Origin of the sequence: Ruminococcus sp. BSD2780120874_150323_B10, from assembly GCF_015553695.1 — a bacterium.
GTDB classification, from domain to species: domain Bacteria; phylum Bacillota; class Clostridia; order Oscillospirales; family Acutalibacteraceae; genus Ruminococcoides; species Ruminococcoides intestinale_A.
In genome coordinates this window covers 97,712-124,525 of record NZ_JADNHD010000006.1, presented here as the reverse complement: position 1 = coordinate 124,525, position 26,814 = coordinate 97,712, and the positions used below count along the sequence as shown (strand labels likewise).

The following is a 26,814-nucleotide window of genomic DNA, read 5'->3' as shown; positions in this document are numbered from 1 at the left end:
TGATGTATTCCGCTAAACCGTAAATTACCCAAACTTATGATAAAAAGCCTTTAATTCTTAAATAACCGTATAAGGCACCGCTTAAATAATAAAACAGCGGCTCGATTTTGTCAAGTCGCTGTCAAATTAATAAGTAAAACAAATTATTCTTCTGTGTTTTCTTCGCTTGTTTCGGTTTCTTCGGCATTTTCGGAAGTTTCCTCTGATTCTTCTTCATTTTCAACATCCTGAATGTCAGCTTCTATACCGCCCTCAACGAATTTTTTCTCGCTTTCGTTCTCTTCCTCGGCAATTTCAAAACCGCTTAAGAATGTGTATGGAATACCGTAACCGAATACAACGGCTGCAAGTGTTGTTACAATGCTGATTGAACTGTCATTTATAACAAATGCGCTGTGGAGCGGCATACCGCTTGCTATGCTTGCAATCATTATGTAAAGCGCAGGCAATACCATAATTATTAATGTAATCGGTGAAAAACGCTTTACAGGCTTTCCGTCGCCGACTCTTGTTGCGTAGAACAAAAGCAGACCGAACACTGTGTAAACAAACAACTGAATTACATTTGAAAGCACCTGATTCTGTCCAAGTGCAAAATTAGAGAAAAAGTGTGCGCATACTACAAACGCAAGAATAAGGAATGCAGAGAAAAACAGATTTACTGTATTCTTTTTATTTGGTTTTTTCATAATCGTGCCTCCGAGCATCAAAATTATTTAGATTTTATCACACTATTGTGACAGTTTTATGACAAATGTTCAGTAAATATCGCACTATACAGCACATTTATTACCTTATTTTTTTGCTTTTGCGGCAAGGCACACCCAACCTTTTTCAAGGTGTTCTTCTATAATGTCAAAATCCTTGCCAATTGATTCCTTTACCTCTTCGGCACGGGTATCAATAATACCGCTCATAATATAAACCGCATCGTCTTTCATAAAGTCTTTTACACCTTTTGAAAGGAACATAATTGCGTCTGCTACAATATTTGCAAGTACAATGTCATACTTACCTGTTACTTTATCTGTAAAGCTGCCGCAGATTGCAGTAAAGCGGTCAGCCACATTGTTAATTTCGGCATTTTCTTTTGCGGTTCTTACCGCAACATCGTCAATGTCAACTCCTACGGCACTTTCTGCACCCATAAGCAAAGACGCAATACCGAGCACACCGCTGCCACAACCCACATCAAGCACTTTGTCGCCTTTTTTCATATACTTTTCGCACATTTCAAGGCAAAGTCTTGTGGTTTCGTGACTGCCTGTGCCAAACGCAAGACCCGGGTCAATATTCAAAACTATTCTGCCCTGCGGATCGTAATCATCTCTCCAACTCGGGCGAATAAGGAGCTTTTCTCCAACGGCAATCGGATTAAAATACTTTTTCCAATTGTTTCTCCAATCTTCTTCGGCACAGTCGAGCAATTCAATTTTATGCTCAATGCCCTCTGCATTATACCTTTCGGACAAAAAGGCTACAGCCTCGTTCGGAGAAACATCAGGCTCAAGGTAAATATGAACATAGGCAACGCTCCTGTCTTTCTTGAGCAAATCCTCATCTATAAGGTCAATGTGTGCAATCTCCTGCACTTCCTGCTCAAGAGCAGTGTAGTCCTCAATATAAATTCCGTAAGGCACTACAACATTCGCAATGTCGCCTGCCCTGTCTATATCCTTTGCGTTTACCGCAATTTTTATTTCTGTCCAAGACTCCATTTGTTAAGCCCCTTTATATACTGTTATCAGAATTATTCGTTGAACATTCTCTTTATTTTCTCAAAAAAGCTGTTGCGCTGTGCGTAGTTCTTTTCGTTTGTAACATTCTCAAATTCTTTTATAAGATTCTTCTGCTTAGCGTTAAGATTCTTCGGAACTTCAATGGTTACACGCACATACTGGTCGCCTTTTCCTCTGCCGTTAAGGCGCTGAATGCCTTTGCCCTTAAGCTTAAATACATCGCCCGGCTGTGTACCCTCGTGAACCTGATACGAAACCTTGCCGTCAAGAGTAGGAACAACCACCTCTGCGCCGAGAGCAGCCTGTGCAAATGTAAGAGGAAGATTGCACCATACATCGTCGCCTCTGCGTTCAAATACAGGATGCGGCTGAACATTTACATATACATGAAGGTCACCCGAAGGGCCGCCGTTGTAACCTGCGTTGCCTCTGCCGCCAACATTAAGAATCTGCTGGTCTTTAATGCCTGCCGGAACTGTAATATCAACAGTTTTAGTCCTGCGCTTTCTGCCCGAACCGCCGCACTTAGGGCAAGGACTGTCAATAATCTTGCCTTTACCGTGACAAGCGTCACAGGCACGCTGTGTCTGAACAACTCCGAAAGGTGAACGCTGGCTGATTGTAACTCTGCCCGAGCCTCCGCACACAGAGCAGGTCTTAGGCTGAGTACCGGGTTTTGCGCCCGTACCGTGACATTCGTCACAAGAAGAAACGCAATCGTAGCTTACAGTCTTTTTACAGCCCTTTGCAGCCTCTTCAAATGAAATATAAATGCTTGCCTCAACATCGCTGCCTCGGCTCGGAGCATTAGGATTATTGGAGCGTCTGCCTCCGAATCCGCCGAAAAAGCTTGAAAAAATATCATCTATATCAATGCCCTGACCGTATGCACCGTAACCGCCTGCGCCGCCCGCACCGAAGTTAGGGTCTACGCCTGCGTGACCGTACTGGTCATAGCGGGCTTTTTTATCTTTATCTGAAAGTACCTCGTAAGCCTCGTTGACTTCTTTGAATTTTTCTTCACATTCCTTATCTCCCGGATGGAGGTCAGGGTGGTACTTTTTAGCGCTCTGTCGGTAAGCCTTTTTAATTTCATCTTCGCTTGCTCCCTTAGAAACGCCAAGCACCTCGTAATAATCTCTTTTATCTGCCATCATTCTCACCTTTTAATAACTTGTTATCAGCTGTATAAAGGTTATCTATATACGCTGTATACGCTGTCAAAAATCCATACAGTGCTAAAGGAGCCGTTGCAAAAAACAGCCCCTTTAACAAATTTTAACAGGAAAAACAAATGAAGTCAATCATTGTGTAAATCTATTTATAGGCTGCCGTTTTTAATCAGTTGCCGTCAACATCCTTAAAATCGGCATCATATACATTAGGGTCACCGTTTGAGCCGCCCTGTGTGCCCTGCTGTGGGTCACCCTGCGGAGCCGCACCCTGTGCACCCTGCGGATTTGCCTGCTGATAAAGTTTTGCGGAAACTTCGTAAACAGCTTTCTGTAAATCCTCCTTAGCAGTGTCAATCATAGACTTGTCGTTCTTAGCGATAGCGTCCTTAACTGCAGCACACTTTGTATTGATTGTATTCTTTTCGTCCTCTGAAATCTTGTCGCCGCTCTCGTTTACGAGCTTTTCAGCCTGATATACAAGGTTCTCTGCTTCGTTCTTAGCGTCAACCTCTTCACGGTGCTTCTTATCTTCTGCGGCGTACTGCTCTGCTTCCTTAACAGCCTTGTCGATATCTTCCTTGCTCATTGAGGTTGAGTTCTGAATCTGAATCTTCTGCTCCTTGCCTGTACCGAGGTCTTTTGCAGATACATTAACAATACCGTTTGCATCAATATCAAATGTTACTTCAATTTGCGGGATACCACGCATAGCGGGAGCAATGCCTGTGAGAGCAAACAAACCGAGCTGCTTGTTATCTCTTGCAAATTCACGCTCACCCTGTAAAACATTGATTTCAACCTGTGTCTGGTTATCAGCGGCAGTTGAGAAAATCTGGCTCTTCTTTGTAGGAATTGTTGTGTTTCTCTCAATAATCTTTGTCATTACGCCGCCCATTGTTTCAACACCAAGTGAAAGAGGTGTAACATCGAGGAGAAGAAGTCCCTCTACCTCGCCGCCGAGAACGCCGCCCTGAATAGCAGCACCTACAGCTACGCACTCATCAGGGTTAATGCCCTTGAACGGCTCTTTGCCGATAAGTTTTTTAACAGCTTCCTGTACAGCAGGAATTCTTGAAGAACCGCCGACCATAAGAACCTTGTCAATCTGACTGATCTGTAAACCTGAATCAGAGAGAGCCGAACGAACCGGACCCATTGTAGCCTCTACAAGGTCTGCTGTAAGTTCGTCAAACTTAGCTCTTGTAAGTGTTAAGTCAAGGTGCTTAGGACCTGTCTGGTCTGCTGTAATGAATGGGAGGTTGATTGAAGATGTTGTAACGCCCGAAAGCTCTATCTTAGCTTTCTCTGCAGCCTCTTTGAAACGCTGCATAGCAACCTTATCTGATGAAAGGTCAATACCTGTTTCGTTTTTGAATGATGTTACCATCCAGTCGATAATTCTCTTATCGAAGTCATCACCACCGAGGCGGTTGTTACCTGCTGTAGCAAGAACTTCCTGAACACCGTCGCCCATCTCAATGATAGATACATCGAATGTACCGCCGCCGAGGTCATATACCATAACCTTCTGGTCTTTTTCTTTATCTATACCGTATGAAAGAGCAGCTGCTGTAGGCTCGTTGATAATTCTCTTTACATCAAGACCTGCAATCTTACCTGCATCCTTAGTAGCCTGACGCTGTGCGTCTGTAAAGTAAGCAGGAACTGTAATAACTGCCTGTGTTACCTTTTCGCCGAGGTATGCTTCAGCGTCTGCCTTTAACTTTGAAAGAATCATAGCTGAAATTTCCTGCGGTGTGTACTGCTTGCCGTCAATTGATACTTTATATGATGTACCCATTTCTCTCTTAATAGAAGAAACTGTCTTGTCAGGGTTTGTGATAGCCTGGCGCTTTGCAACCTGACCTACCATACGCTCGCCGTCTTTTGAGAAAGCAACAACGGAAGGAGTTGTTCTTGCGCCCTCGGCGTTAGGAATAACTACAGGCTCGCCGCCTTCGATAACTGCTACACATGAGTTTGTTGTACCTAAATCTATACCTATTGTCTTTGCCATAATGAATTCCTCCTGAATATATTTGTTTTACTTTTATACTGATTTATTTATATAAAGGTCTTAGTCGCAATTTGCAACCTGAACCATTGCATGACGAATAATTTTATCGCCGATTTTGTAACCTGTCTGGAACACCTGTGAAATACAGTTCTTTTCAAAATTCTCATCGTCAATCTTTGAGATTGCGTTGTGAATTTCCGGATTAAACTCCTCACCCTGCGCACCGAAAGGCTCAACCTTGAGCTTTTCAAGCGACTTTGCAAGCTGATTTGAAATAAGCTCAATGCCCTTTAAAATTTCGGGGTCACAATCTTTTAAATTTGTAATAGCCATCTGAATACTGTCTGCTACAGGCAAAAGCTCTGTAACCGCCTTTGCTGTTGCGTCATCATAAATAGAAAGCTTTTCGTTTGCTGTACGCTTGCGGTAGTTGTCATACTCGGCACAAAGGCGAAGATATTTGTCTTTCTGTGAGTTGAGCTCCTCCTCAAGTTCAGCTATTTTTTTGGCGGTTTCATCAATCTCTTCCGTAACCGCTTCAGCTGTCTGTTCGGATGTATTCTCGTTTACAACAGCTTCGTCTTTTGTCACTTCTTTTTTCTTTGACATATTACCTTTCCTTTCTATATTAATGCTCTATAAGCTCGCTTATTATTTTACTTACACATTCGCTTATACATTCTATAATCGAAATCACTCTGCCGTAATCCGTTCGTATAGGAGCTATTACGGCAAGCGTACCGGACGGTGTATCTTTTACGCTGTAGCTTGAAGAAATTACCGAGCTGTACGCAAGTTCTATACGGCTGTTTTCTGTACCTATACTTACCGAAGTACCTATCGGCAGGCTTGTAAGAACACCTGCAAGATCTCCTTTTCTTGAAAGAAGTTCAATTACATTTCTTGCCGCAAGAAAATTTACATTCTGCATAAACAACGGCTTTGTCTGACCGCTCAAAAAGATTCCGACTTCGTTTGCCTTGTCTGCCGCATCTTTTATCGCCGTAAGCACACTTGGCATAAAGAGCGATAACTCGCCAAATCTTGCCGCTGCCGTCTGTATAAACGGACGATTTATCGAAGAAAGCCTTACTCCGTCAAACAATTCGTTAAGTGCTTTGTCAAACACTTCAAGGATTTCGGGAGTGATTATAAATTCGCATCTGAAAAGCTGATTTTTTATAATGCCGTTTGAGGCAATTACAACAGTCATTGCCGTGTGCGAACCCGTCTGCACAAAGCTGATTTTGTGAATCCTGCTTTCTGCGGAATTCGGTGTTGTGGCAACTGCGGTAAGTCCTGTCAGCTCCGAAAGAAGATCTGCCGCCGATTTTAAAATATTTTCGGGTGATTCGGCATTTCTGTAAAGTTTATCCTCCACAAGTTCTCTGCCCCGCTGTGACACCGCCACAATCTTCATAAGATTGTCAACATAGTATCTGTAGCCCTGCTGAGTAGGTATTCTGCCTGCCGATGTATGCGGCTGAACAAGATAACCCTTTTGTGTGAGGTCTGCCATATCATTTCTTACCGTAGCCGATGAAACTTTTAAATCCGTTTCGTCTATCAGAGTTTTTGAACCTACAGGCTCACCTGTCTTTATAAAGTTTTCAACAACAGCCGAAAGAATTTTTTGCTTTCTTTCCGCAAGCTCCATAGGTATCACCTCTCTGCCTGCGTTTTTTGTTGTTTTAGCACTCTCTGTGTGTGAGTGCTAACTCTTATGCTTATACTATAATCTTAAAGTCAGCAAAAGTCAAGAGTTTTATCAGAAAAATTTTACTTTTCAAAAACTTTTCACAAATCCGTCACCATTATTGACATTTCAGCGCAAAATATACTATAATGGAAGTTATATTGACAAATACACCCTTAACTACACAAAATGGCTTAAATTAGCCGTAATTTTTGATACAACTAAGATACAAAAGAGGTTATTATGAGAATCGGTTACTTTTTCAGAGTTTGCTCCGGCGCAACATTCAGCAAACTTTCCGGCGCAATAAATACCGTTCACACAAAATCCGGCAAAAACAAAGCCGGCATTTTCTTTGATATGGTAGGTTGCTTTTTAAAATACAGAGCGGGATATAATGACTATGTTCTGTTTGAATACTACAATATGACTGCAGACCAACGCAAAACGTATATGACACGCTTTAAAAACAAGCGTTTTATGTTAATGCAGAACGATCTTACAAGTGCCGAAATATTTAACGATAAAAGATTATTTGATACCAGATTTGCAAAATATCTTGGCAGACGGGTACTTGTAATTGAGGAAAAGATTACTTTGGAGCAATTCAGCGAATTTATTAAGCCTTGGGATGTTTTCATTGCAAAGCCTGCTTTCGGCGAATGCGGCAAAGGCATTGAAAAACTTGTTAAAGCAGACTTTAAGAGTGACGAAGAATTTTATAATTATGTTTTTGACAAAGAAAACGAATTCGGTGTACTTGAAGAGGCAATAAAACAACACCCCGATGTTTCAAAAATTTATCCTCACTCAATTAACTGCTTAAGAATTGCCACACTTGTGGTAGACGGCAAGCCGAATATTTTGTATGCGGTGTTTAAAACAGGAAATAACGGTAAATTTGTAGATAATCTTGAAAACGGCGGTTTTGCCTGTCACTTTGACCTCGATACAGGTACGGTAACAGGGCCGGGACATACTTCCGATATGGAAATTGCATACGAACACCCGTATTCGGGAATAAAATTTAAAGGTTTTAAAATTCCTTACTGCGAAGAGGTCAAGGAGCTTGTTAAAAATGCGGCACTGGAAGAACCCGAATTTAAGTATTGCGGTTGGGATGTATGCATTTCGGAGAACGGACCTGCGATTATCGAGGGCAATGACTATGCGGCATATGACTTTCCACAGTTACCCGACGAAGATACTCCAAAGGTCGGATTAATTTCAATTATAAAGCAGTATATTCCCGACCTTAAACTTTAAATCATTAATACATTAGATTTATAGGAGATCAACAAATGGAAACCATAAAATCCTTTTACTTTATATTATGGGCAATAATCGCTCTGTATATGTTCGTATCGGCAAAAAAGCTCGGTTCTTTGTGCTACATCATCGGGGGTTTTTTCAGCTTTATGACTGTATGGTACGCTATGAACAGTTTTTCGGGAATTGCAATGTTTGACGGTGTGCTCGGAATTGTGTTTAAATGTGTAGTAGGTGCTTTCCTGCTCGGCTTTGTACTGATTTATGTAATCGGTAAACTAAAAAAGAATAAGAAATAAAATTTTAAATCAATTACAGGCTTAAAAGCATAACCCCTCCGGCAACGCTGTTAATATGCGTTGTCGGAGGGGTTATTGTTGTTGTCAAACTTTGCATATACAAAAAGCTTTTCAAAATATGTCGCATCAGAACAAATTTTAAAAACAATGTAAAAATAATTGACAGCGACTATATCTGATTTTATAATATTTATATAAATACATTCATACAAAGGACTGATATTATGATAAAATTCAATAATGTTACAAAAGTATTTAACAACACTTTAAAAGCAGTAGACGATCTGTCTTTTACTGTAAATAAAGGCGAAATTGTAGGATTTATCGGACCGAACGGTTCGGGCAAAACCACCACAATCAAAATGCTTACAGGTATTCTCTCAAGTGACAGCGGTGAAATAAGTATCAACGGTCACGACATAAAAAAAGAACCGCTTGAGGCAAAGAAAAGTATCGGTTACATTGCCGACAGTCCCGATATGTTCTTAAGGCTCAAAGGAATTGAGTTTCTCAATTTCATCGGTGACATCTACAAAGTTCCGTCAGATGTGCGCAAAAAGAGATTTACCGAAGTTTGCGACAGATTCGGACTTACCGACAGCTTAAACGCACCTATGCTAAGCTACTCGCACGGTATGCGTCAGAAAATTATGGTTGCCGCCGCACTTGTGCACAATCCCGATGTATGGATTCTTGACGAACCGCTCATCGGTCTTGACCCTAAGAGTGCTTTTGAACTGAAAGCTATGATGCGTGAACACGCAGATGCGGGTAACTGCGTATTTTTCTCCACCCACATACTTGAAGTTGCCGAAAAACTCTGCGACAAGGTTATCATAATTAAAAAGGGCAAATCGCTTTATGACGGCACTCTCGATAATCTTTGTAGTCAGAACACAGGCAAATCACTTGAACAAATCTTTTTGGAGCTGACTGAAAATGAGTAATTTTTTTAATTTATTAAAAACCTTTATAAAAACAACCGAGCTAACCTCCGCAGAAAAAAAGCGTTCCAAACATTTTTATACAATTATGGGTACGGCGGTTGTGCTTCTTATTATGATACCGGCAGGTGCGCTTGTAGGAATAATCACCTATGCCCTAACACTCGGCGTAATGACATACGGCGGAGCAACACAGGGTGCGGAAGTAATTTTACATATTATTTCTATCCTTTCCGTAGTATTCGGAATTAATGTAATTATCAATATATTTTATTTTTCAAACGATATTGAAAATCTCATTCCTCTTCCGTTAAAGCCGAGAGAAATCGTAAGCGCAAAGTTTGCTTATTCCCTGCTTTCGGAAAACATAATGGAATTTATCCTTATTCTCGGCGCTTGCGTAGGCTTTATGTCGGCAAAGGGATTTTCGCTGACAGGTGTTATAACTTCAATAATCGGCATACTTACCGTTCCCATTATTCCTCTTGCTTACTGCGGAATTATTGCCGTTATATTTATGTACTTTACCCACTCGGTAAAAAACCGTGATTTCCTCAATAAAATTACAGGTATCGGCACTGCCGTGCTTATAGTCGGCGCATTGGTTGCTCTCGTAAGCATCAGCGGATTTAATCCCGACGCAATCGTTACTTCGCTTGCAAGCGCAGACAACGGATTTTTAAATGTTATGAACTTTATTTTTCCGCACATTCCGCTTATGATGGATTCTATCTCAAGCGAATCCGTATATCAACTGCTTTTATACTTGCTTGCAAATGTAATTTTCGTTGCAGTCTTCCTTTTCCTTGCGTCAAAAATGTATATCAAAGGTGTGTCGGACATCAATACCACAAAATCCAAACGCAGTAAAAGCATTGCAAGTCAGGCTGTTGAAAAATCAACCCAAAAAGGAGTTTTTGCAAGTTATTTGAAAAAAGAATTTCTTATCCTTTTCAGAACTCCGCCTTTCTTTATGGACTGCATAGCCATTAACCTTTTGTGGCCTGTTTTTATGGCTGTTATTATGATTTTGCAGGGCAGTACAAACTTTTTGTCGGGCACACTTACACCGTACCTTGCGGGAGATCAAAAAAGTATTACTGTAATTACCGTAGCGGCTGTTGTAATTTCCGCCCTTGTCACGGCAATTAACAGTATCGCTTCTTCCGCAATTTCAAGAGAGGGCAAGCACTTCCAATTTATGCGCTATATTCCCGTTACATTAAGAGTTCAACTGAATGCAAAAGCACTTACAAGTATAATCATCAGCGGCTCTGTTATGGTGCTCTATGTAATTGCATTTAATATTTACTGCGCAATTCTCGCAGACAGCTTTAACCCGTTTGTATTCATCGTAATTCCGCTTATACATATTCTTTTAAGCCTTATCTGCGTTGTTTTTGTAACCTACCTCGGTATATTCTTGGACACAATAAACCCTAAACTTGTATGGGACGATGAAATCAACGCTTTGCGAGGTAACTACAATACCGTAATCAATGCAGCCATAATTATAGCAATTACCGCCGCTATTTGTGCAATTTCTCTTGTATTGCTATGGATTTTTGGTGTTGAACCTGTTATAATTAACCTTGGACTTGTTATTGTTATGTATGTGCTTGCGGTTTTTGCACAAAGGCTTTGCCTTAGCAAGGGTGTAAAAAATCTTGAACAAACCGAAAGCTGATAGATTAGAAACACAATGCAAATCAAATTTTATTAAGGTGATTTATAATGACAGAAACTAACTATTCCATGCTCTGCGATTTTTACGAGCTTACAATGTCAAACGGCTATTTTAAAAACGGCTTTTACAAAAAGACTGTTTACTTCGACCTTTTCTTTCGCAAAGTGCCCGACAACGGCGGTTTTGCCATTGCGGCAGGTCTTGAGCAGGTAATTGACTACATCAAAAATCTCCACTTCTCCGAAACCGATATTGAGTATCTTAGAGAAAAAAGAATTTTTGACGAAGAATTTTTAAAATATCTTTCAAATTTCAAATTCACAGGTGATATTTACGCTATTCCCGAGGGAACTCCTATCTTCCCTAACGAACCGATTATTACGGTAAAAGCTCCTGCCATAGAGGCACAGCTTATCGAAACATTTTTACTTCTTACAATCAATCATCAGACTCTCATTGCAACAAAGGCAAACAGAATTGTTCGTGCCGCACAGGGCAGAACGGTTCTTGAGTTTGGTTCTCGCCGTGCACAGGGCGCAACAGGTGCCGTTGACGGTGCAAGAGCCGCATACATAGGCGGTTGTGCCGGTACAGCCTGCACACTTACAGACGCACTTTACGGCGTACCCGCAGGCGGCACAATGGCTCATTCCTGGATTCAGATGTTCGACAACGAATATACAGCATTCCGCACCTACTGCGAGCTTTATCCTGAGAACCCGACGCTTCTTGTCGATACTTACAACACGCTTAAAAGCGGCGTTCCGAACGCAATAAGAGTATTTAAAGAAGTGCTTGTTCCAAAGGGCATTAACAAATTTGCAATTCGTCTTGATTCGGGCGATATTTCTTACCTTTCTAAAAAAGCAAGAAAAATGCTTGACGAGGCAGGACTTGAAAACTGCAAAATTGTTGCGTCAAACTCACTCGATGAGTACCTTATCCGTGACCTTATGATGCAGGGTGCACAGGTCGATGTTTTCGGAGTTGGCGAAAGACTTATAACTTCGTCAAGTTCGCCTGTATTCGGCGGTGTATATAAACTTGTTGCCGTTGAAGAACCCACAAGCGGCGAAATTATCCCGAAAATCAAAGTCAGCGAGAACACAACAAAAATCACAAATCCTCATTTCAAAAAGCTTTACCGTTATTATGACAACGAGAGCGGCAAGGCTCTTGCCGACGAACTTTGCGTGTACGACGAAGTAATGGATTTCTCAAAACCACACACCATTTTCGACCAGAATGCAACATGGAAAGCAAAAACTCTCACAGACTTTACCGCAAAAGAATTACTTGTACCGATATTTAAGGACGGCGAGTGCGTGTATGAATCGCCAAAGATTGAAGATATTGCAAAATACTGCAAAGACCAAATCGGACTTCTTTGGGACGAGGTAAAGCGATTTGAGAACCCGCACAACTACTATGTTGACCTCTCGAAAAAGCTTTGGGACATCAAAAACATTCTTTTAAATATCTATCAGAGTTAAAATCGCAGGAGTTCATATGAAAAATTTAAAACAAATTATCGCCGTAACACTTACCGCCACAGCAGTAGCGGCAACTGCAATTGTTTCGGCATCAGCACTTGATACGCAAAAATACGACTTAAACGATGACGGCAGATTTGATGTGCAGGATGTTACATACTTGCAGATAAAAATAGCAGGTGACGGAGAACTGACAGACAATCAGAAAAAAATTGCCGACTATAACAATGACGGCAAAATTGATGTTCAGGATGTAACCTCGGCTCAAATGCTCATTTCGGGAGGAGAAACTCCGACACAGCCTGCAACACAGCCGACCACCGTACAACCGACTTCACAACCGCAGCCGACCACACAGCCGAGCGGATCTGCAAGCTATAATAAAGAATTTGCCGATAAGGTAATTGAACTTGTAAATGCGGCACGGGCAAAAGAGGGACTTTCTCCCCTCACAAAAGACACAACTCTTACAAACCTTTCAAACATTCGTTCAAAAGAAACAGCAACTCTGTTTTCACACCAGCGCCCTGACGGCACAAGCTGGTCTATGGTTTTAAAGCAGAATAATGTTTCGTACACTTCGGCAGCCGAAAACATTGCCGCAGGACAGAACACACCCGAAGCTGTAGTAAAAGAATGGATGAATTCTCCGTCGCACAGAGCAAACATAATGAACAGCGAATATAACAAAATCGGTGTTTCGTGTTATGTTGACCAAAATGCTCCGTACAGATATTATTGGGAACAGTTGTTTATTAAAGGCTAACGCAAACTCCGATAGCCAACCGGCTTGCTGTTTGGCAGCTTAAACACAATAGCGAAAACCTTTCAATTATGAAAACAAACAAGAAAATAGGCTTTTTAACACCGTCAACACTTTGCGCTGACGGTGTTTTCTTTGCATAATAATTTTTCACCTGTTTTGTGAAAATCGATGCAAAAGCTCTGACAAAAAATTTGACTGTTTAATTTTGCTAAAAATATTGACTGTTATACGCAGAATTGATATAATTTTGTTATAAAAGGCAGGCGGTGAAGATATGAAAAAAACTCGGCTGATAAAAATTATACTTAAACGGACAGGAGCACTTAAGTTTTTGACAACATACATAATAATATTTGCAGGTGTAAGCATTGGTGTATGGATAGTTGAGCCGAACATAAAAACTCCGATTGACAGTGTATGGTACTGTTTCAGCGTAGCCACGACCATAGGTTTTGGCGACATAACCGCCATTACGATACTCGGCAGGGCAATGTCGATTTTCCTGTCGATATGTTCCATACTGATAATAGCGGTAGTACCGGGAATTATTACAAGCTATTATATTGAGAGTACAAAGCTAAAGGAACAGGAAAGTATAGCAAAATTTCTTGACGATCTCGAACATCTGCCTGAACTTTCAAAAGAGGATTTACAAAGCCTTTCGGAAAAGGTAAAAAAGTTTAATAGGAAATAAAAGTTAGTTCAAAGAGGCTGCAGCAATTTTGCGACAGCCTCTTTCTATCAGTACAATTATTGTGGACGTTTAGCGTAATGCTCTAATTCACCGTTTTTTCGTTCTTCCAATAATTTTTTAGCAAGTGAATCAACTTTCGCTAATCTTGAAAGGTAATTTATATCTTGTAGACGTTTCATTGATTCATCATATTCCTTTTGTTGTGTTTTAATAATTTCATCTCTATTAGTAATTTCATCTTTTTTCTTTTTAAATATGAACAAATTATGTAAGTATTAATTCCTCCAAGCGCAAGTAAAAAAATACCAATTATTTCTGCATTTAGTAAAAGATATATACCACCAAATAATGCAATTATGCCGAAAGGAATACATATAAAAAGTGTGCAACCTTGGCTAACACTTTCCATTGTTTCATGCAAATTTTCATATCCATATAACGCTGGTTCTTTTATATCAGTATCCCAATAAGGGTTATTGCATCTTTCACAGATTTTATAAGGGCAACCATATTTTCGTTGATCACCTCCCTGCATGAATTGATAAGCATACCCACAATGTGGACATTTTTTTGTGACATAAGTTGCCATACTGCACCTCCGTTACTAAGTATTCGTTTTTAAGGTTTTATATTTAATTAAATATATTTTAATGTTATACCATTATTAACTGTTGTATTTTATTTTTTCGTCAAACATTTTCTCGGCTGTCTTTGCATTGTCAAAGATAGCTTTTTTCAATTCATCAAGCGAAGAAAATTTCTTTTCGCCTCTTATAAAATCTATAAGCCGCACATCTACCGTCTTGCCGTACAACTCTTCTCCACTGTAGTCGGGCATCCAGGTTTCGCAAAGCGGGGCAAAATTGCCTACTGTCGGTTTTACTCCTATATTTGTAACGCCGCAGAATTTCCTGCCGTCATCAAGAGTAACGCACGATGCATACACGCCAAACTTCGGCACAACAAGCTCTTCGTGCAAAGACTGATTAAGAGTCGGTGTTCCGAGTTCTCTGCCCAAGTGCTGACCGTGTACAACCTCTCCGCCGAATCCGAAATATGAACCTAAAAGTTCGTTTGCCCTGCGCACATTTCCGTCCTTAATAAGTTCACGGATAAGCGTTGACGAAACTACTCCCTCTTTTTCTTCAACAGGCGGCAAAACCTGCAGTTCAATTCCGTTTTCCTTGCAAATTTCGGCGAGCAGCTCGGTATTTCCCTCGCCGTTTTTACCGAAAGTGTAATTAAAACCGCAGCAAAGTTTTTTTGCTTTCAGAGTTTTTATTAACATATCTTCCACAAATTTTCGTGGCGCAACATCAACAACCGACTTGAAATCGCACATATACAGGTGCTGTATTCCGATTTCGGACAGCACTGTTTTTTTATCTTCAACGCTCATCAACGCCTCTTGCGGTTGATTTTTAAGCACACTTTTCGGACTTTGTGCAAAGGTAAAGCAAATCGGCACAAGTCCGTTTTCACTGCCCCTTACCGCCTCGCCGATAACCTTGCGGTGACCGATGTGCAAGCCGTCAAAAAAGCCGAGTGCCGCTGATGTATTTTGTTTTTCGGGTAATAATTCAAAAAAAGTTTGCATATATTTATTCATACCTTAATTGCAGAGCATCTGCAAGTTAAATTTTTCCGCTTTTAAGCAGCATTGCCGTTTTCAGCACGGCTACTTGAGTTTTTGCGTCCGGCAACTGATTGTTGAGCACCATTTCAACCGCCTTGTCGAGCGGAATTTTCTCGACATCCAAAAATTCGCCCTCGTCAGGCTTGCTTTCACCCTCGCTCTTTATTCTGCATACATAAAGATGAATTATCTCGTTGGTGTAGCCGGGTGACGGATATAGCTGACCGAGTGAAGTATAAGAATATCCCTGTGCGCCTGTTTCTTCAAGCAATTCACGCTTGCCGTTTTCAAGCGGAGTTGAGCCTTTTTCGAGCTTGCCTGCAGGAAGCTCAAGCACAACCTCTTTGTACGGATAACGAAATTGTCTTACAAAAAGCAGGTTGTTGTCGTTGTCAAGGGCGGCTACGGTAACTCCGCCGGGGTGATTTACAACTTCCCTTTTAGACTTTTTACCGTCCTCAAGTTCAACATCGTCAAGGGTAATATGCAAAATTCTGCCGTCAAAAACAGAAGTGCTGTTTATGGTTTTTTCAAAAAGTTTCATACCTATACCTCATTTGAATTTTAATTTAAGGAAAAAAACAGAAAGGAAATTTTTATGACAGACTACAATGTAATGCCCGACTACCAAACCAGAAGAAAAATTATTAACGACATCTGCGAAAAATACAGTTTTGTTCATCATTCATTCGCAGGCAAAAGCGTATGCGGCAGATGTATTGATGTTTTGCACATCGGCAACACAAAAAACTGCGTGCTTTACTGCGCAGGCTTTCACGGTTCCGAATATCTTACCGTTACGGCGGTTCTCAAATTTTTTGAACAATGCGCCGATGCAATGGAAAACGATTCCGTTGTCGGTCGCTATAAAATCCGAGATTTTCTCCGTGAAAAAGGACTTACGATTGTGCCTTGCGTAAATCCCGACGGAGTTGAAATCGCAATTCACGGCTCGGATGCCGCTCTCAAATACAAAGCTCTTGTGGAAAAAGCCTCTAAAGAAAACAAAGTCTGGCAGGCAAACGCAAGGGGTGTGGACATTAACCACAACTTCAACGCAGGTTGGAACGAGCTTAAAAACCGTGAACTGAGTATGAACATAAAAGCTCCGTCCGCCACCCGTTTCGGCGGCAACGCTCCCGAAAGCGAGCCCGAAACCAAGGCGCTCACAAACCTGTGCAAACGCAACAACTTTGACCGTGCCATTGCTTTTCACAGTCAGGGCAGAGAGATTTACTGCTCGTTCGGCAAGCACACTCCCGTTATGAGTTTTCGGCTTGCGTCCGTACTCTCCCAAGCAAGCGGTTACAATATCTCCGTACCCGAGGATATTGCGACAGGCGGCGGCTTTAAAGATTGGTTTATTGAAAAATTCCGCCGTCCGGCTCTCACCATAGAAATGGGAAAAGGCAAAAACCCCTTGCCACTCTCCGATTTTGAACCCGAATACAAAATTATGCTGAATATGCTCTGCCTCGGAGTTATTGTATAATTTTTCTGTTTTTGAGTTTTTATGTCAGTAAATTAATCAGAATTCAGCAGAGAGTTTTGCAAAAATTATAAAAGTTCGGTCAAACTTTTCAAAGGCTTGACCTGAATTCTAAAATCTTTTAATCTTAACCGTGCGCTAAACAATAATTCACTCCGCCTTTTGATAAAAAGCCGACTTACTAATCCTAATTTTCCAACTGAAAAATATTTTATTCTGTGGTTATAATCATCTGCCCGACAACCGCTTAGTGGTGTCGGGCAGTTATATTTTATACGGTTTTTAATCAGTCCTCGTCATCAAAGAACTTAATTGACTTTACGATTTCGTCAATTGCCTCGTCTGAAATTACATTCGGTTCATCAAGATATTTTGAGCGCTTTTCAATGCCCTCAATAGCCATTTCAAGCTCCTCCTGCGGAGTTCTCGGTTTCTTTGGCTCTTCATAAACCTCTTTGTCCTCCGGATTTGAAATATTTACATATTCCTCTTCCTTTGGTGTTTCTTCAACCTGTGCAGGCTCTTGCTCCTGCGGTTCATCTTCAATTACAGGCTCGTCCTCGAATTTTTCTTCCTCGGACTTTACCTCTTCTGCAGGCTCTTCATTTTCAGCCTTAACTTCTTCGGCTTTAACCTCTTGCGGCTGATTTTCCGTCTTAACTTCTTCGGCTTTAACCTCTTCCGGCTGATTTTCCGCCTTAACTTCTTCAACGGCATCTTCTTTAACAGGTTCTGCCTCGTTTTCGGCTTTTTCCGCCTTTACGGGTTCTTTTTCCGCTGTCTGCGCCTTTTCAGCCTTTTGTGCCGATTTATCTATGCCAAAGTTTGGTGCGTCATAATCTTTGTCAAGCTTTTCAGCCTCCGTCATAATAGCCTCGCCAAACTCGTTAAGCTTTTTTTCCTGTCTTGCCTCGGCAATTGCTCTTAATTCGTCAAGGTGATTTACAGGCTTTTCTACCTTTTCGTTGTCCTCGTTAAAGTAAATATCATACCATACAAGGAATACATAGATTGTCCATACCTTACGGCTGTTATCCTCTTTGTTGCTGAAATGCTCGTCAAGCCAACGAATGAGAATATCTGTATTAAAGAATTTCTCGGCAGTTTTGCCCTTAAACTTTTTCTTTACAACATTATAATACTTCTCATCTCTGAGCCATACTCTTGTAGGAACAGGGAAACCGAGTTTTTCTTTTTCGGCTGTAGCCTCCGGCATATGGCGAACGGCAGCCTTACGCATAGCGTACTTAGTATTGTGACGGTTGCAACGAAGCCTTGTAGGAAGGGTGGACGCAACCTTGAATACTTCTTTATCAAGGAACGGAACTCTAAGCTCAAGAGAGTTTGCCATACTCATTCTGTCGGCTTTTAAAAGAATATCGCCTACCATCCACATATTGATGTCAAGATACTGCATCTTTGTAACATCGTCATATCTGCGGCAACGGTAGTAATATTTCTTTGCATAATCCTGCGGACGGCTTGCAATGTTAGGGTCTTTTAAAAGTTCTCTCTTTTCTGCATAATCATACATAAAGGCATTACCGATATAGCGCTCCTCAAGCGGGTCTGTCGCTCTGATAAGGTAATCTCTGCCCTTGATGTCAGGGAGTTTTTTACATACGGCTCTGATTGCTTTTCTGATACAATGCGGAACGATTGTCTGATAAATTTTAAATACTCTCGGCTCATTGTAGCAAGTATAGCCGCCGAACAATTCGTCTGCGCCCTCACCCGAAAGTACAACCTTTACATACTCGCTTGCAAGTCTTGATACAAAGTAAAGCGCAATACAAGACGGGTCGGCAAGCGGCTGGTCCATATGATACTGCACGGTAGGAACTGCGTCCCAGAATTCTTCGCTTGAAATAAGGTGTGTATGATGCTCAACACCGATTTTCTCACTAAGGCCCTTTGCCCAACTGATTTCGTTGTAATGCTCACCAAAATCAAAGCCTACCGTAAAGGTTTTCTGGTCTGCAAAATATGTTGAAACATAGCTTGAGTCAACACCGCTTGAAAGGAAACAACCAACCTCAACATCAGCGATTTTGTGGGCATTTACCGAATTTTCAAATACCTTTTCAATTGAGTTGACAGCCTCTTCCTCGGTAAGCTCTTCATTGGGATTAAAACGAGCCTCCCAATAGCGTGTAGTTTCCACTTCGCCGTCTTTGTACCAAAGGTAGTGACCCGGCATAAGGCAGAATACACCCTCAAAGAAAGTTTCGGGCGGAACAGCGTACTGATATGAAAGGTAGGTATCGAGTGCTCTCTTGTTAAACCTCTTAACAAACTTAGGGTGCTCAAGAATACTCTTGATTTCACTCGCATAAACAAATTCGCCGTCAATCATTGTGTAGTGCATCGGCTTAATGCCAAAGAAGTCACGGGCAACAAAAACGGACTTATCCTTTGTATTATAAATAGCAAAGCCGAACATTCCTCTGAGCTTTAAGAGGAGATCCTCTCTCCACTCCTCAAAGCCGTGAATAAGCACTTCGCTGTCGGTGTCTGTATAGAATTTATGTCCCTTTTCAATAAGAACTTTTCTTAACTCTCTGTAGTTATAAATTTCTCCGTTAAAAGTGAGAACAAGTGTTTTATCCTCGTTATAAATCGGCTGATGACCTGCGTCAAGGTCAATAATTGAAAGTCGGCGAAAACCCATTGCGATGTGATCGTCCATAAACACACCGTCGGAGTCAGGTCCTCTGTGAGTGATGACATCGGTCATATTTTTAATGACCTTATCTCTGTCGATAACTTCGCCTGTAAAGCCACAAATACCGCACATATATAAAACCCCTTTCGGTAATCTGTCAAAACAAAATTTTGTAATTGCATATATAGATTATTGTATCATAATTAATTGCTAAATTCAACAGTAAGAACTCATATAATACGCTTATTTGCCAAAAAGAAATATAGGAAAATCTATATAAAAACGGTTCTGTTTAAAATGTTTAGTAATATCAATAAATCACCCCAATTTTTGACAAAAGCAGTACAAACAAAAAAGCCGCTCTGAACAAGCGGCTTTTTATCGGTTATATTTTCTTATCAAATTCACTTCCGCATTTAGGGCAGTGAACTCTGTGTTTACCTTTTACATTTCGTACTCTAAGCTGTGCCTTGCAGATAGGGCACTTTAAGTAACGGTATTCTTTGCGGTCACGGATTTTTTTATAAGTCAGCTTAAACCAACCTGCAACGGCATTGTAAACAGGCATAAAAGCTCGGTTTTCCGCACTTCTTTTGGAGATATTGCGTGAAAGCGAACGAAACACGGTAATAACAATTATCGCAATTTCAAAGGCGTCGATAATCAGCGTCGGTATCGGTGCAAACACAAAGATATTTACAAACCATAGCACAAGAAACAGCACAAAAAGGCAGTTGTTAAGCTTATCTGTACCGTATCTGCCCTGCATAAAAACTGCAAATTTCTGCATTAAATTTCGCATAACATCAATCCCTTTCAAAAGCTATTTTATCATACGCTTTTATGTTTTGCAATATACAAAAGCCAAAATAAAGGCATTATTAATTTCTTATATAATCGGCGCAGAAATACACATATTTTACATCTGCAATAACCGCCGAATGTTCTGTCTTTACAACAATTGTTTTCTTGTTCTTAACGCTCATCTCTGCTACGATTTCGGTAATGTTGCAGGTTTCGGGAGAATAATTAAACTTCTCCATAAATTCTTCGGTTGTATATACCTCCGAATTATATCCCTCAAAAAGTTCCAGATTATCGTAATCTATCAGCTTGTACTCGTCAAGCAAAAGTTCAATGCCAATGTCGGCATTTGTAAGCGAATCAATATAATACGGTGCGTCATTCAGGAAAAGTCCCGTCTTAAGACTGCCGATAGACACTGTGATGTCTGAATTTACCGCAAGTTCGCCGTAACCTGTGTCGCCGTTAATGCCGCTGTTAATGTCGGCGCTTACAACATACGCAGGAGTCATATTTATTTGAGTGATTGCCTGTGCAATTTCACCCTCAACCTTGCCCGAAAATCCTGTACCGAGCAGGCAGTCCACAACAATGTCGTATCCCTCAAAATTGCCTGCATCATAAAGTGATATTTCATTAACGCCCAGTGATTTTGCAAGTTGATAATAATAAAGTCCGTCTTTTGAAAAGCCTTCAACAGCTCTCACAATTGTACAAGCCATAGAATGTCTTGCAAGAATACACGCAAGCGCATAACCGTCGCCGCCGTTGTTGCCCTTGCCGCATACAACGCAGGTTTTTCCCGCAAACTTCACTTTATCAAAAATACCCTGTGCCGCTCTCATCATAAGCTCTGCCGAAGGGGTACGCTCCGCAATTGTGCGTGCGTCACTTTCTCTCATATTTTTAACAGATACTACTTTTTCAAAATCCATAGTAATTTCCTTTCGATAAGCGTTATTTACAAATTGCGTCGTACGCCGCCGTAACCGCATCGTCACTTATTGTGCAATGCAATGAATACAAATCGACAGCCGAGAAAATCTCGTCGTACAATTCAAGAATTTTGCTCATTCTGTCTTGTTTTTTGGAAATTAAAGTTGCCTCAAGCAGTTTCGGAAAAACTTTTCCCGCACTTACCTTTTCGGCATAATTTACTCTGTCACGCTCAAGCAGGAACACCGCTCCGAGCGGCGCAGAAATATTTGCTCCGATATTTGACTTGCCCATCCACGGAGTTCCGTAAACATAAAAAACTCCGCCTTTTTTTCTGATTATAGGTTTGTCATCGTTAATCATCTGCACCCTGCCGCCAAAATGTCTTTGCCAAAGTGCAGTGTGTGTGGATTTTCCCGTTCCGCTCGGCGCAGAAAAGATATATGCTTTGCAGTCGAACATTAAAGCTGAACTGTGAAAGAAAAGTCCGTCATAGTTGTCAAGAATTTCTCTGCAAACCAAGGTATTGATTATACAGCTTTCGCTAAGGTAATCAATTCCGCCGTCGGCAACCAATCTGTCAATCTCGCTTTGCTCTGCCTCAACACAAAAGTCAGCCGTCTTTTCATCTGTGATATAAGCTGCAAGCTGTTTGCTTGTTTTTTCATATTTTGGGTTTATCTCAATATTAAGGTCGGCTATTTTGTATATCGGCATTTCTTCCTCCAATTAATAGATACCCTGAACCGTTACTTCTCCGGAATTTACTGTGTGCAGAGTACCGTCCTCAAGTTTTACGACCAACTCGCCGTTATTGTCAATTTTTTCAGCTACTCCGTTCAGCTGCTGTGAATTTCTGAAAAAGCTGACATTTCTGCCGATAGTTGCACAGAGCGAAGTGTATTCTTTGAGAGCCTTTTCGGTAAGTCGTAAATCATTAGTCAAAAGTTCTCTTTCAAGATATTCGATAACAACCGCCAAAAACTCGTTGCGGTCGATATGCTTGCCTGTTTCAAGGAATATTGATGTAGCTTTGTGCGCAATTTCCTGCGGAAACTGCGTATGCTCAACATTTATGCCTATACCCGTAATTGTGTATTCAACCGCAGAAAATTCAGCGCTTAGTTCGGTAAGTATGCCCACAAGTTTTTTATGTCCGGTGATAATATCGTTAGGCCACTTGATTTTGCAGTCAATGCCTGTATAATCCCTTATTGCCTTGCACACCGCAAGACCCGCAAGCGGTGTGATACCTGTAATTTCATTGGGCGCAAGGTCGGGGCGGAGCAGAAAAGAAAATGCAATTCCGTAATCTTTCTTTGTCTGCCATACTCTGCCGAGTCTGCCCTTGCCTTTTGTCTGTTCTCTTGCCGCAACCAAAGTTCCGCTTTCGCAGCCCTCTGCACCGAGAGTTTTTAAATAATCGTTTGTAGATGTTACCGAATCCAGAACAATAAGATTTTTACCGATAAGATTTGTATTCAGATGTGATTTTACCGCATATTTGTTAAGATGCTCCGGATACGCAACCAGCTTGTAGCCTTTGCGTGTAATCGAGTCAAAAACATATCCCTGTGATTTGAGAGTGTTTATGGCTTTCCATACGGCCTGACGGGAAACTCCGAGCTGTGTCGAAAGCTCTTGTCCGGAAATATAATCTTCTGTTTGAGAGAGAAGTTCAACTATTTTCTCATGCATAAAAATCATCCAATCTGAAAATCTTATTTTAAATTATTATTTATTAATTTCTGCGATTCTGTCAAGGATTTTGTCCGCAACCTCTGTTTTGGACATTATACCAAGTTCTGTTATATTCGTTTTGTCTATAACGGTAACAACATTCGTGTCACCCTGAAAGCCTGCACCTTCAACCTTTAAGTTGTTGCAAACTATCATATCAAGGTTTTTATTTTCAAGTTTTTTTCTTGAATTTTCGGTCATATTTTTGGTTTCCATCGAAAATCCGCAAATAAACCTATTCTTTTTATTTTTTCCGAGTTCTTTTAATATGTCTTTTGTCGGTTCAAGCTCTATGCTGTCCATTCCGTCTGCTTTTTTCAGCTTATCATCTGCAATCCGCTTTGGTCTGAAATCAGCTACCGCCGCTGCCTTTATAACAATATCGGTATTTTCAAATTCCGCAGTGACCGCATTGTACATATCTTCTGCAGTGGTTATATATATCATTTTTACAAAAGGAACAGGCGGTAAATTCACCTTGCCCGACACAAGAGTAACCTCCGCACCTCTAAGCATGGCCTGTCTTGCAACGGCATAACCCATTTTGCCCGAAGAATGATTTGTAATATAGCGAACAGGGTCGATACTCTCTTGAGTAGGGCCTGCGGTAACAAGCACCCTTTTTCCTTTGAAATCCTGTTTATCCGACAATGCTCTTTCAAGATAGTCGAGCAATACCTGCTCATCGGGCATTTTGCCCTTACCGATTGCGCCGCAGGCAAGTCTGCCCTCGGCAGGCGGAACTATAATATATCCGAATCGTTCAAGTTTTGCAAGATTGTCTTGAACAATTGGATTTTCGTACATATTTGTATTCATGGCAGGCGAAATAATAACAGGGCACTTGCATGCCATAACAGTGGTAGTAAGCATATCGTCTGCAATTCCGTTTGCTATTTTGCCGATAACATTTGCGGATGCAGGCGCAATTATAAATGCGTCAGCACTTACAGCAAGAGAAATATGCGCAACATTATACTGAACATTTCTGTCAAAAGTATCAATAATGCATTTGTGCTTTGTAAGCTCCTCAAAGGTTAGAGGATTAATAAAATTTGTTGCATTTTCAGTCATAAGCACATTGACATTACAACCTTTTTTAACAAGTGCGCTTGCAACATTTGCCGATTTGTAAGCGGCAATGCTGCTTGTCACACCAAGAATTATGTTCTTGCCTTTAAACATTTCAGTCCTCCATATCCTTTAAAAGACCGTGTTTTTCGTATGATGTAATTCTTGTAATGCGGTTGTCGTCATCGACAAACACAACCTTTGGCTTGTGCTCTAAAGCCTTTGTATTGTCAATTTGAGCATAGCTCATAATAATTACCTTGTCGCCCTTTTGCACACATCTTGCCGCTGCGCCGTTAAGACAGATAACACCCGAGCCTTCCTCACCTGCAATAACATAGGTTTCAAAACGCTGACCGTTGTTTACATCGGCAATCTGTACTTTTTCGTACTCCATTATGCCCGACGCTTTCATTAATGCCTCGTCAATGGTGATTGAGCCTACATAATCAAGCTCTGCCTGAGTAACAGTTGCACGGTGAATTTTACTTTTAAGCATTGTAACTGTCATAACCCTCTCCCTTTCTGAAAACACGCTTACAGTGTGTCGATGTCAACAATAAAGTTGTCAATAAGTCTTGTCTTGCCGATATAAACGGCGATTGCGGTAAGCACATAACCGCTGTATGTTTCAATCGGTGTAATGCTCAATGCGTCAACTGCGCTTACATAATCAATCTTTGCAAGCGGTTCTGCCGAAATGCACTTTTTCATAGCGTCAATTACGGTTTGAGCGTTACGCTCGCCGTCCTCAACCATCTTTTTGCCGAGTGCAATACTCTTGCTAAGCACAAGTGCCGCCTGTCTTTCTTCGGCTGAAAGATAAGTGTTTCTTGAACTTTTTGCAAGGCCGTCTGCCTCACGAACGATAGGGCAACCCTTGATTTCAATATCAAAATTAAGGTCAGCTACCATTCTCTTAATAATAGCAAGCTGTTGAGCGTCTTTCTCGCCAAAATACGCTCTGTCAGGAGCAACAATATTAAAGAGTTTGCTTACAACTGTGCAAACGCCGCCAAAATGGGTAGGTCTTGTTTTGCCGCAAAGCTCCTTTGTAAGATTATTCATTACAACATTTGTTGAAAATCCGTTCGGATACATTTCCTCGGGTGTCGGATTAAAAATAAGGCTTGCGCCTGCATTTGTGCAAAGCTCGGTATCCTTTTCAATATCTCTCGGGTAGCTTTCCAAATCCTCGTTCGGAGCAAACTGAATAGGATTTACAAAAATGCTTACAACTACTCTGTCATTTTCTTTTACCGCTCTGTCAATAAGGCTCTTGTGACCCTCATGAAGATATCCCATTGTCGGCACAAGACCTACTGTAAGTCCCTGCTTTTTCCATTCTTTAACCTGCTGTCTTACTTCCGCAACAGAACCTGTACGCTTAATCATTTTTCTTCCTCCATAACCTTTTCCATCACATCTTTATCTATCTTAAAGCAATGCTCTTCACTTGGGAAAGCACCAGACTTGGTTTCGTTTATATAATCGGTAAATGCCTGTCGCATAAATGTACCGGCATCTGCATATTTCTTAACAAATTTTGGTGTATAGTCGCTGAACATTCCGAGCATATCCTGATATACAAGCACCTGACCGTCACAACCTGCGCCTGCACCGATACCGATAGTCGGAATATCAAGAATACTTGTAACATATTCCGCAAGTTTTGCGGGAACGCACTCAAGCACAACCGCAAAAGCGCCTGCCTCTTGTACGGCAAGAGCGTCTTTTACAAGTTTTTTAGCGGAAAGCTCGTCCTTGCACTGAACTTTAAATCCGCCGAAAGCATTTACAGACTGCGGAGTAAGTCCGAGATGTGCCATAACAGGAATACCTGCCTGTGTAATAGCTTTGATTGCCTCGCAAACACTTTCGCCGCCCTCAAGTTTTACTGCGCCTGCGTTAGCCTCTTTCATAAGTCTGCCCGCATTTACAAGTGCGTCATAAACAGAGGTCTGGTATGACATAAACGGCATATCCACAACTACCATTGCCTCTTTTGCGCCTCTTGCAACCGCCGCACCGTGATGAATCATATCTTCCATAGTAACGGCAACCGTGCTGTCATATCCTAAAATTACATTACCCAGTGAATCGCCGACCAAAATAGCATCTACACCGGACTCATCCATAAGCTTTGCAGTTGAATAATCGTAGGCGGTAAGCATTGTAAGCTTTTCTCCCGACTGCTTAGCTTTGGCAAATGTTGTTACAGTTTTTTTCATTGGTAATTCTCCTTAAAAGTATTTGAACATACCGCTAAAAAGAAATAAAAGGATTTACAAAAACTAAGTAAATCCCGTACCGCTTTCCGTATAGTCCTGTTCCGAGCGGATACAGGCGAACGGATAATAGTAAAAATTTAAAGTGGTACAGTTTCAAAGCGAATACTATCCATCATTTATAGTACCACATATGGCGAAAAATTGCAATATTATTATCATTTTGCAAGCAACGGTGTGTAACAAAATTTTTCGGTGAACAGCTTTAAAAAATTTGTTATAATGTCAAATGTAAAGAAACGGTGGCGGCTGTTTCAGCTCCCTTGTGAAAATGGGTGTTATATTTTATGGTCGAGAGTATTACATACTTAATTGCATTTGCTATTGCTTTGACAGCAGTAAATGAAATCATAAAGAACATAAGAAAGAAATAACCGCCCTGTAGTGCAAGTACAAGGCGGTTATT

26 protein-coding genes are annotated in these 26,814 nt (G+C 41.0%); 8 read left to right on the top strand and 18 right to left on the bottom strand.

Going from position 1 to position 26,814, the window contains the following annotated elements; genetic code table 11:
- Positions 1–143 precede the first annotated feature (143 nt).
- The 6 genes from I2E21_RS05670 to hrcA form a co-directional block, all read right to left on the bottom strand.
- Entirely contained in the window at positions 144–689 is a 546-nt protein-coding gene (locus tag I2E21_RS05670; RefSeq protein ID WP_022234073.1) for a hypothetical protein, read from the bottom strand.
- Between the two features lie 105 nt (positions 690–794).
- Positions 795–1,718 (bottom strand): 50S ribosomal protein L11 methyltransferase, encoded by a 924-nt coding sequence (prmA, locus tag I2E21_RS05665; protein ID WP_178587269.1) that lies wholly within the window; start codon positions 1,716–1,718, stop codon positions 795–797.
- A 32-nt stretch (positions 1,719–1,750) separates the two neighbouring features.
- Entirely contained in the window at positions 1,751–2,893 is a 1,143-nt protein-coding gene (dnaJ, locus tag I2E21_RS05660) for a molecular chaperone DnaJ (RefSeq protein WP_117705249.1), read from the bottom strand.
- Between the two features lie 187 nt (positions 2,894–3,080).
- Positions 3,081–4,931: a molecular chaperone DnaK gene (dnaK, locus tag I2E21_RS05655; protein WP_195410688.1), complete on the bottom strand. Its 1,851-nt coding sequence runs from the start codon at positions 4,929–4,931 to the stop codon at positions 3,081–3,083.
- Positions 4,932–4,991: 60 nt separating this feature from the next.
- Positions 4,992–5,540, bottom strand: a complete 549-nt coding sequence (gene grpE / locus I2E21_RS05650) for a nucleotide exchange factor GrpE (protein ID WP_022234069.1) — start codon at positions 5,538–5,540, stop codon at positions 4,992–4,994.
- Positions 5,541–5,559: 19 nt separating this feature from the next.
- Complete coding sequence (gene hrcA, locus I2E21_RS05645; RefSeq protein ID WP_186935516.1) at positions 5,560–6,588, bottom strand: heat-inducible transcriptional repressor HrcA; 1,029 nt, start codon at positions 6,586–6,588, stop codon at positions 5,560–5,562.
- Positions 6,589–6,870: 282 nt separating this feature from the next.
- Between hrcA and I2E21_RS05640 the strand changes: the two genes are divergently transcribed.
- From I2E21_RS05640 to I2E21_RS05610, 7 genes are all read left to right on the top strand, one after another.
- Positions 6,871–7,893, top strand: coding sequence for a sugar-transfer associated ATP-grasp domain-containing protein (locus I2E21_RS05640; RefSeq protein WP_195410686.1), 1,023 nt, complete (start codon positions 6,871–6,873; stop codon positions 7,891–7,893).
- Between the two features lie 35 nt (positions 7,894–7,928).
- Positions 7,929–8,195, top strand: a complete 267-nt coding sequence (locus I2E21_RS05635) for a hypothetical protein (RefSeq protein WP_022234066.1) — start codon at positions 7,929–7,931, stop codon at positions 8,193–8,195.
- A 224-nt stretch (positions 8,196–8,419) separates the two neighbouring features.
- A complete protein-coding gene (locus I2E21_RS05630; RefSeq protein WP_022234065.1) occupies positions 8,420–9,142 on the top strand; it encodes an ABC transporter ATP-binding protein in 723 nt (240 codons plus the stop codon).
- Complete coding sequence (locus tag I2E21_RS05625; RefSeq protein WP_195410685.1) at positions 9,135–10,826, top strand: hypothetical protein; 1,692 nt, start codon at positions 9,135–9,137, stop codon at positions 10,824–10,826. The genes I2E21_RS05630 and I2E21_RS05625 overlap by 8 nt, the downstream gene beginning before the upstream one ends.
- Before the next feature lie 47 nt (positions 10,827–10,873).
- Entirely contained in the window at positions 10,874–12,319 is a 1,446-nt protein-coding gene (locus I2E21_RS05620) for a nicotinate phosphoribosyltransferase (protein ID WP_195410684.1), read from the top strand.
- Positions 12,320–12,335: 16 nt separating this feature from the next.
- Positions 12,336–13,085 carry a CAP domain-containing protein gene (locus tag I2E21_RS05615; protein ID WP_195410683.1) on the top strand — a complete coding sequence of 250 codons (750 nt, stop codon included), beginning with the start codon at positions 12,336–12,338 and terminating at the stop codon, positions 13,083–13,085.
- Between the two features lie 274 nt (positions 13,086–13,359).
- On the top strand, positions 13,360–13,779 hold the full coding sequence (locus tag I2E21_RS05610) for a potassium channel family protein (RefSeq protein ID WP_195410682.1): 420 nt from the start codon (positions 13,360–13,362) through the stop codon (positions 13,777–13,779).
- A 175-nt stretch (positions 13,780–13,954) separates the two neighbouring features.
- Here I2E21_RS05610 and I2E21_RS05605 read toward each other — a convergent pair whose 3' ends face one another.
- From I2E21_RS05605 to I2E21_RS05595, 3 genes are all read right to left on the bottom strand, one after another.
- Positions 13,955–14,368 (bottom strand): hypothetical protein, encoded by a 414-nt coding sequence (locus I2E21_RS05605; RefSeq protein ID WP_195410681.1) that lies wholly within the window; start codon positions 14,366–14,368, stop codon positions 13,955–13,957.
- Between the two features lie 75 nt (positions 14,369–14,443).
- Positions 14,444–15,376 (bottom strand): bifunctional riboflavin kinase/FAD synthetase, encoded by a 933-nt coding sequence (locus I2E21_RS05600; RefSeq protein WP_195410680.1) that lies wholly within the window; start codon positions 15,374–15,376, stop codon positions 14,444–14,446.
- A gap of 37 nt (positions 15,377–15,413) precedes the next feature.
- Positions 15,414–15,959 carry an NUDIX hydrolase gene (locus tag I2E21_RS05595; protein WP_022233944.1) on the bottom strand — a complete coding sequence of 182 codons (546 nt, stop codon included), beginning with the start codon at positions 15,957–15,959 and terminating at the stop codon, positions 15,414–15,416.
- A gap of 54 nt (positions 15,960–16,013) precedes the next feature.
- Between I2E21_RS05595 and I2E21_RS05590 the strand changes: the two genes are divergently transcribed.
- A complete protein-coding gene (locus tag I2E21_RS05590; protein ID WP_186935523.1) occupies positions 16,014–16,907 on the top strand; it encodes a M14 family metallocarboxypeptidase in 894 nt (297 codons plus the stop codon).
- Positions 16,908–17,190: 283 nt separating this feature from the next.
- Here I2E21_RS05590 and asnB read toward each other — a convergent pair whose 3' ends face one another.
- From asnB to panB, 9 genes are all read right to left on the bottom strand, one after another.
- Complete coding sequence (gene asnB, locus I2E21_RS05585) at positions 17,191–19,701, bottom strand: asparagine synthase (glutamine-hydrolyzing) (protein ID WP_195410679.1); 2,511 nt, start codon at positions 19,699–19,701, stop codon at positions 17,191–17,193.
- Between the two features lie 253 nt (positions 19,702–19,954).
- The gene (locus I2E21_RS05580) at positions 19,955–20,371 is read right to left on the bottom strand and encodes a hypothetical protein (RefSeq protein WP_195410678.1); all 417 of its coding nucleotides are present in this window, start codon (positions 20,369–20,371) and stop codon (positions 19,955–19,957) included.
- Between the two features lie 79 nt (positions 20,372–20,450).
- Positions 20,451–21,308: an NAD(P)H-hydrate epimerase gene (locus I2E21_RS05575; RefSeq protein WP_195410677.1), complete on the bottom strand. Its 858-nt coding sequence runs from the start codon at positions 21,306–21,308 to the stop codon at positions 20,451–20,453.
- 22 nt (positions 21,309–21,330) lie between these two features.
- Positions 21,331–22,026 carry a hypothetical protein gene (locus tag I2E21_RS05570; RefSeq protein WP_195410676.1) on the bottom strand — a complete coding sequence of 232 codons (696 nt, stop codon included), beginning with the start codon at positions 22,024–22,026 and terminating at the stop codon, positions 21,331–21,333.
- Between the two features lie 12 nt (positions 22,027–22,038).
- On the bottom strand, positions 22,039–23,007 hold the full coding sequence (locus I2E21_RS05565; RefSeq protein WP_195410675.1) for a biotin--[acetyl-CoA-carboxylase] ligase: 969 nt from the start codon (positions 23,005–23,007) through the stop codon (positions 22,039–22,041).
- A gap of 36 nt (positions 23,008–23,043) precedes the next feature.
- Complete coding sequence (gene coaBC / locus I2E21_RS05560; RefSeq protein WP_195410674.1) at positions 23,044–24,234, bottom strand: bifunctional phosphopantothenoylcysteine decarboxylase/phosphopantothenate--cysteine ligase CoaBC; 1,191 nt, start codon at positions 24,232–24,234, stop codon at positions 23,044–23,046.
- A 1-nt stretch (position 24,235) separates the two neighbouring features.
- Complete coding sequence (gene panD, locus I2E21_RS05555; RefSeq protein WP_022234000.1) at positions 24,236–24,631, bottom strand: aspartate 1-decarboxylase; 396 nt, start codon at positions 24,629–24,631, stop codon at positions 24,236–24,238.
- 26 nt (positions 24,632–24,657) lie between these two features.
- Positions 24,658–25,512 carry a pantoate--beta-alanine ligase gene (panC, locus tag I2E21_RS05550; RefSeq protein ID WP_195410697.1) on the bottom strand — a complete coding sequence of 285 codons (855 nt, stop codon included), beginning with the start codon at positions 25,510–25,512 and terminating at the stop codon, positions 24,658–24,660.
- On the bottom strand, positions 25,512–26,351 hold the full coding sequence (gene panB, locus I2E21_RS05545) for a 3-methyl-2-oxobutanoate hydroxymethyltransferase (protein WP_195410673.1): 840 nt from the start codon (positions 26,349–26,351) through the stop codon (positions 25,512–25,514). Before panB ends, panC begins: the two co-directional genes overlap by 1 nt.
- Positions 26,352–26,814 lie beyond the last annotated feature (463 nt).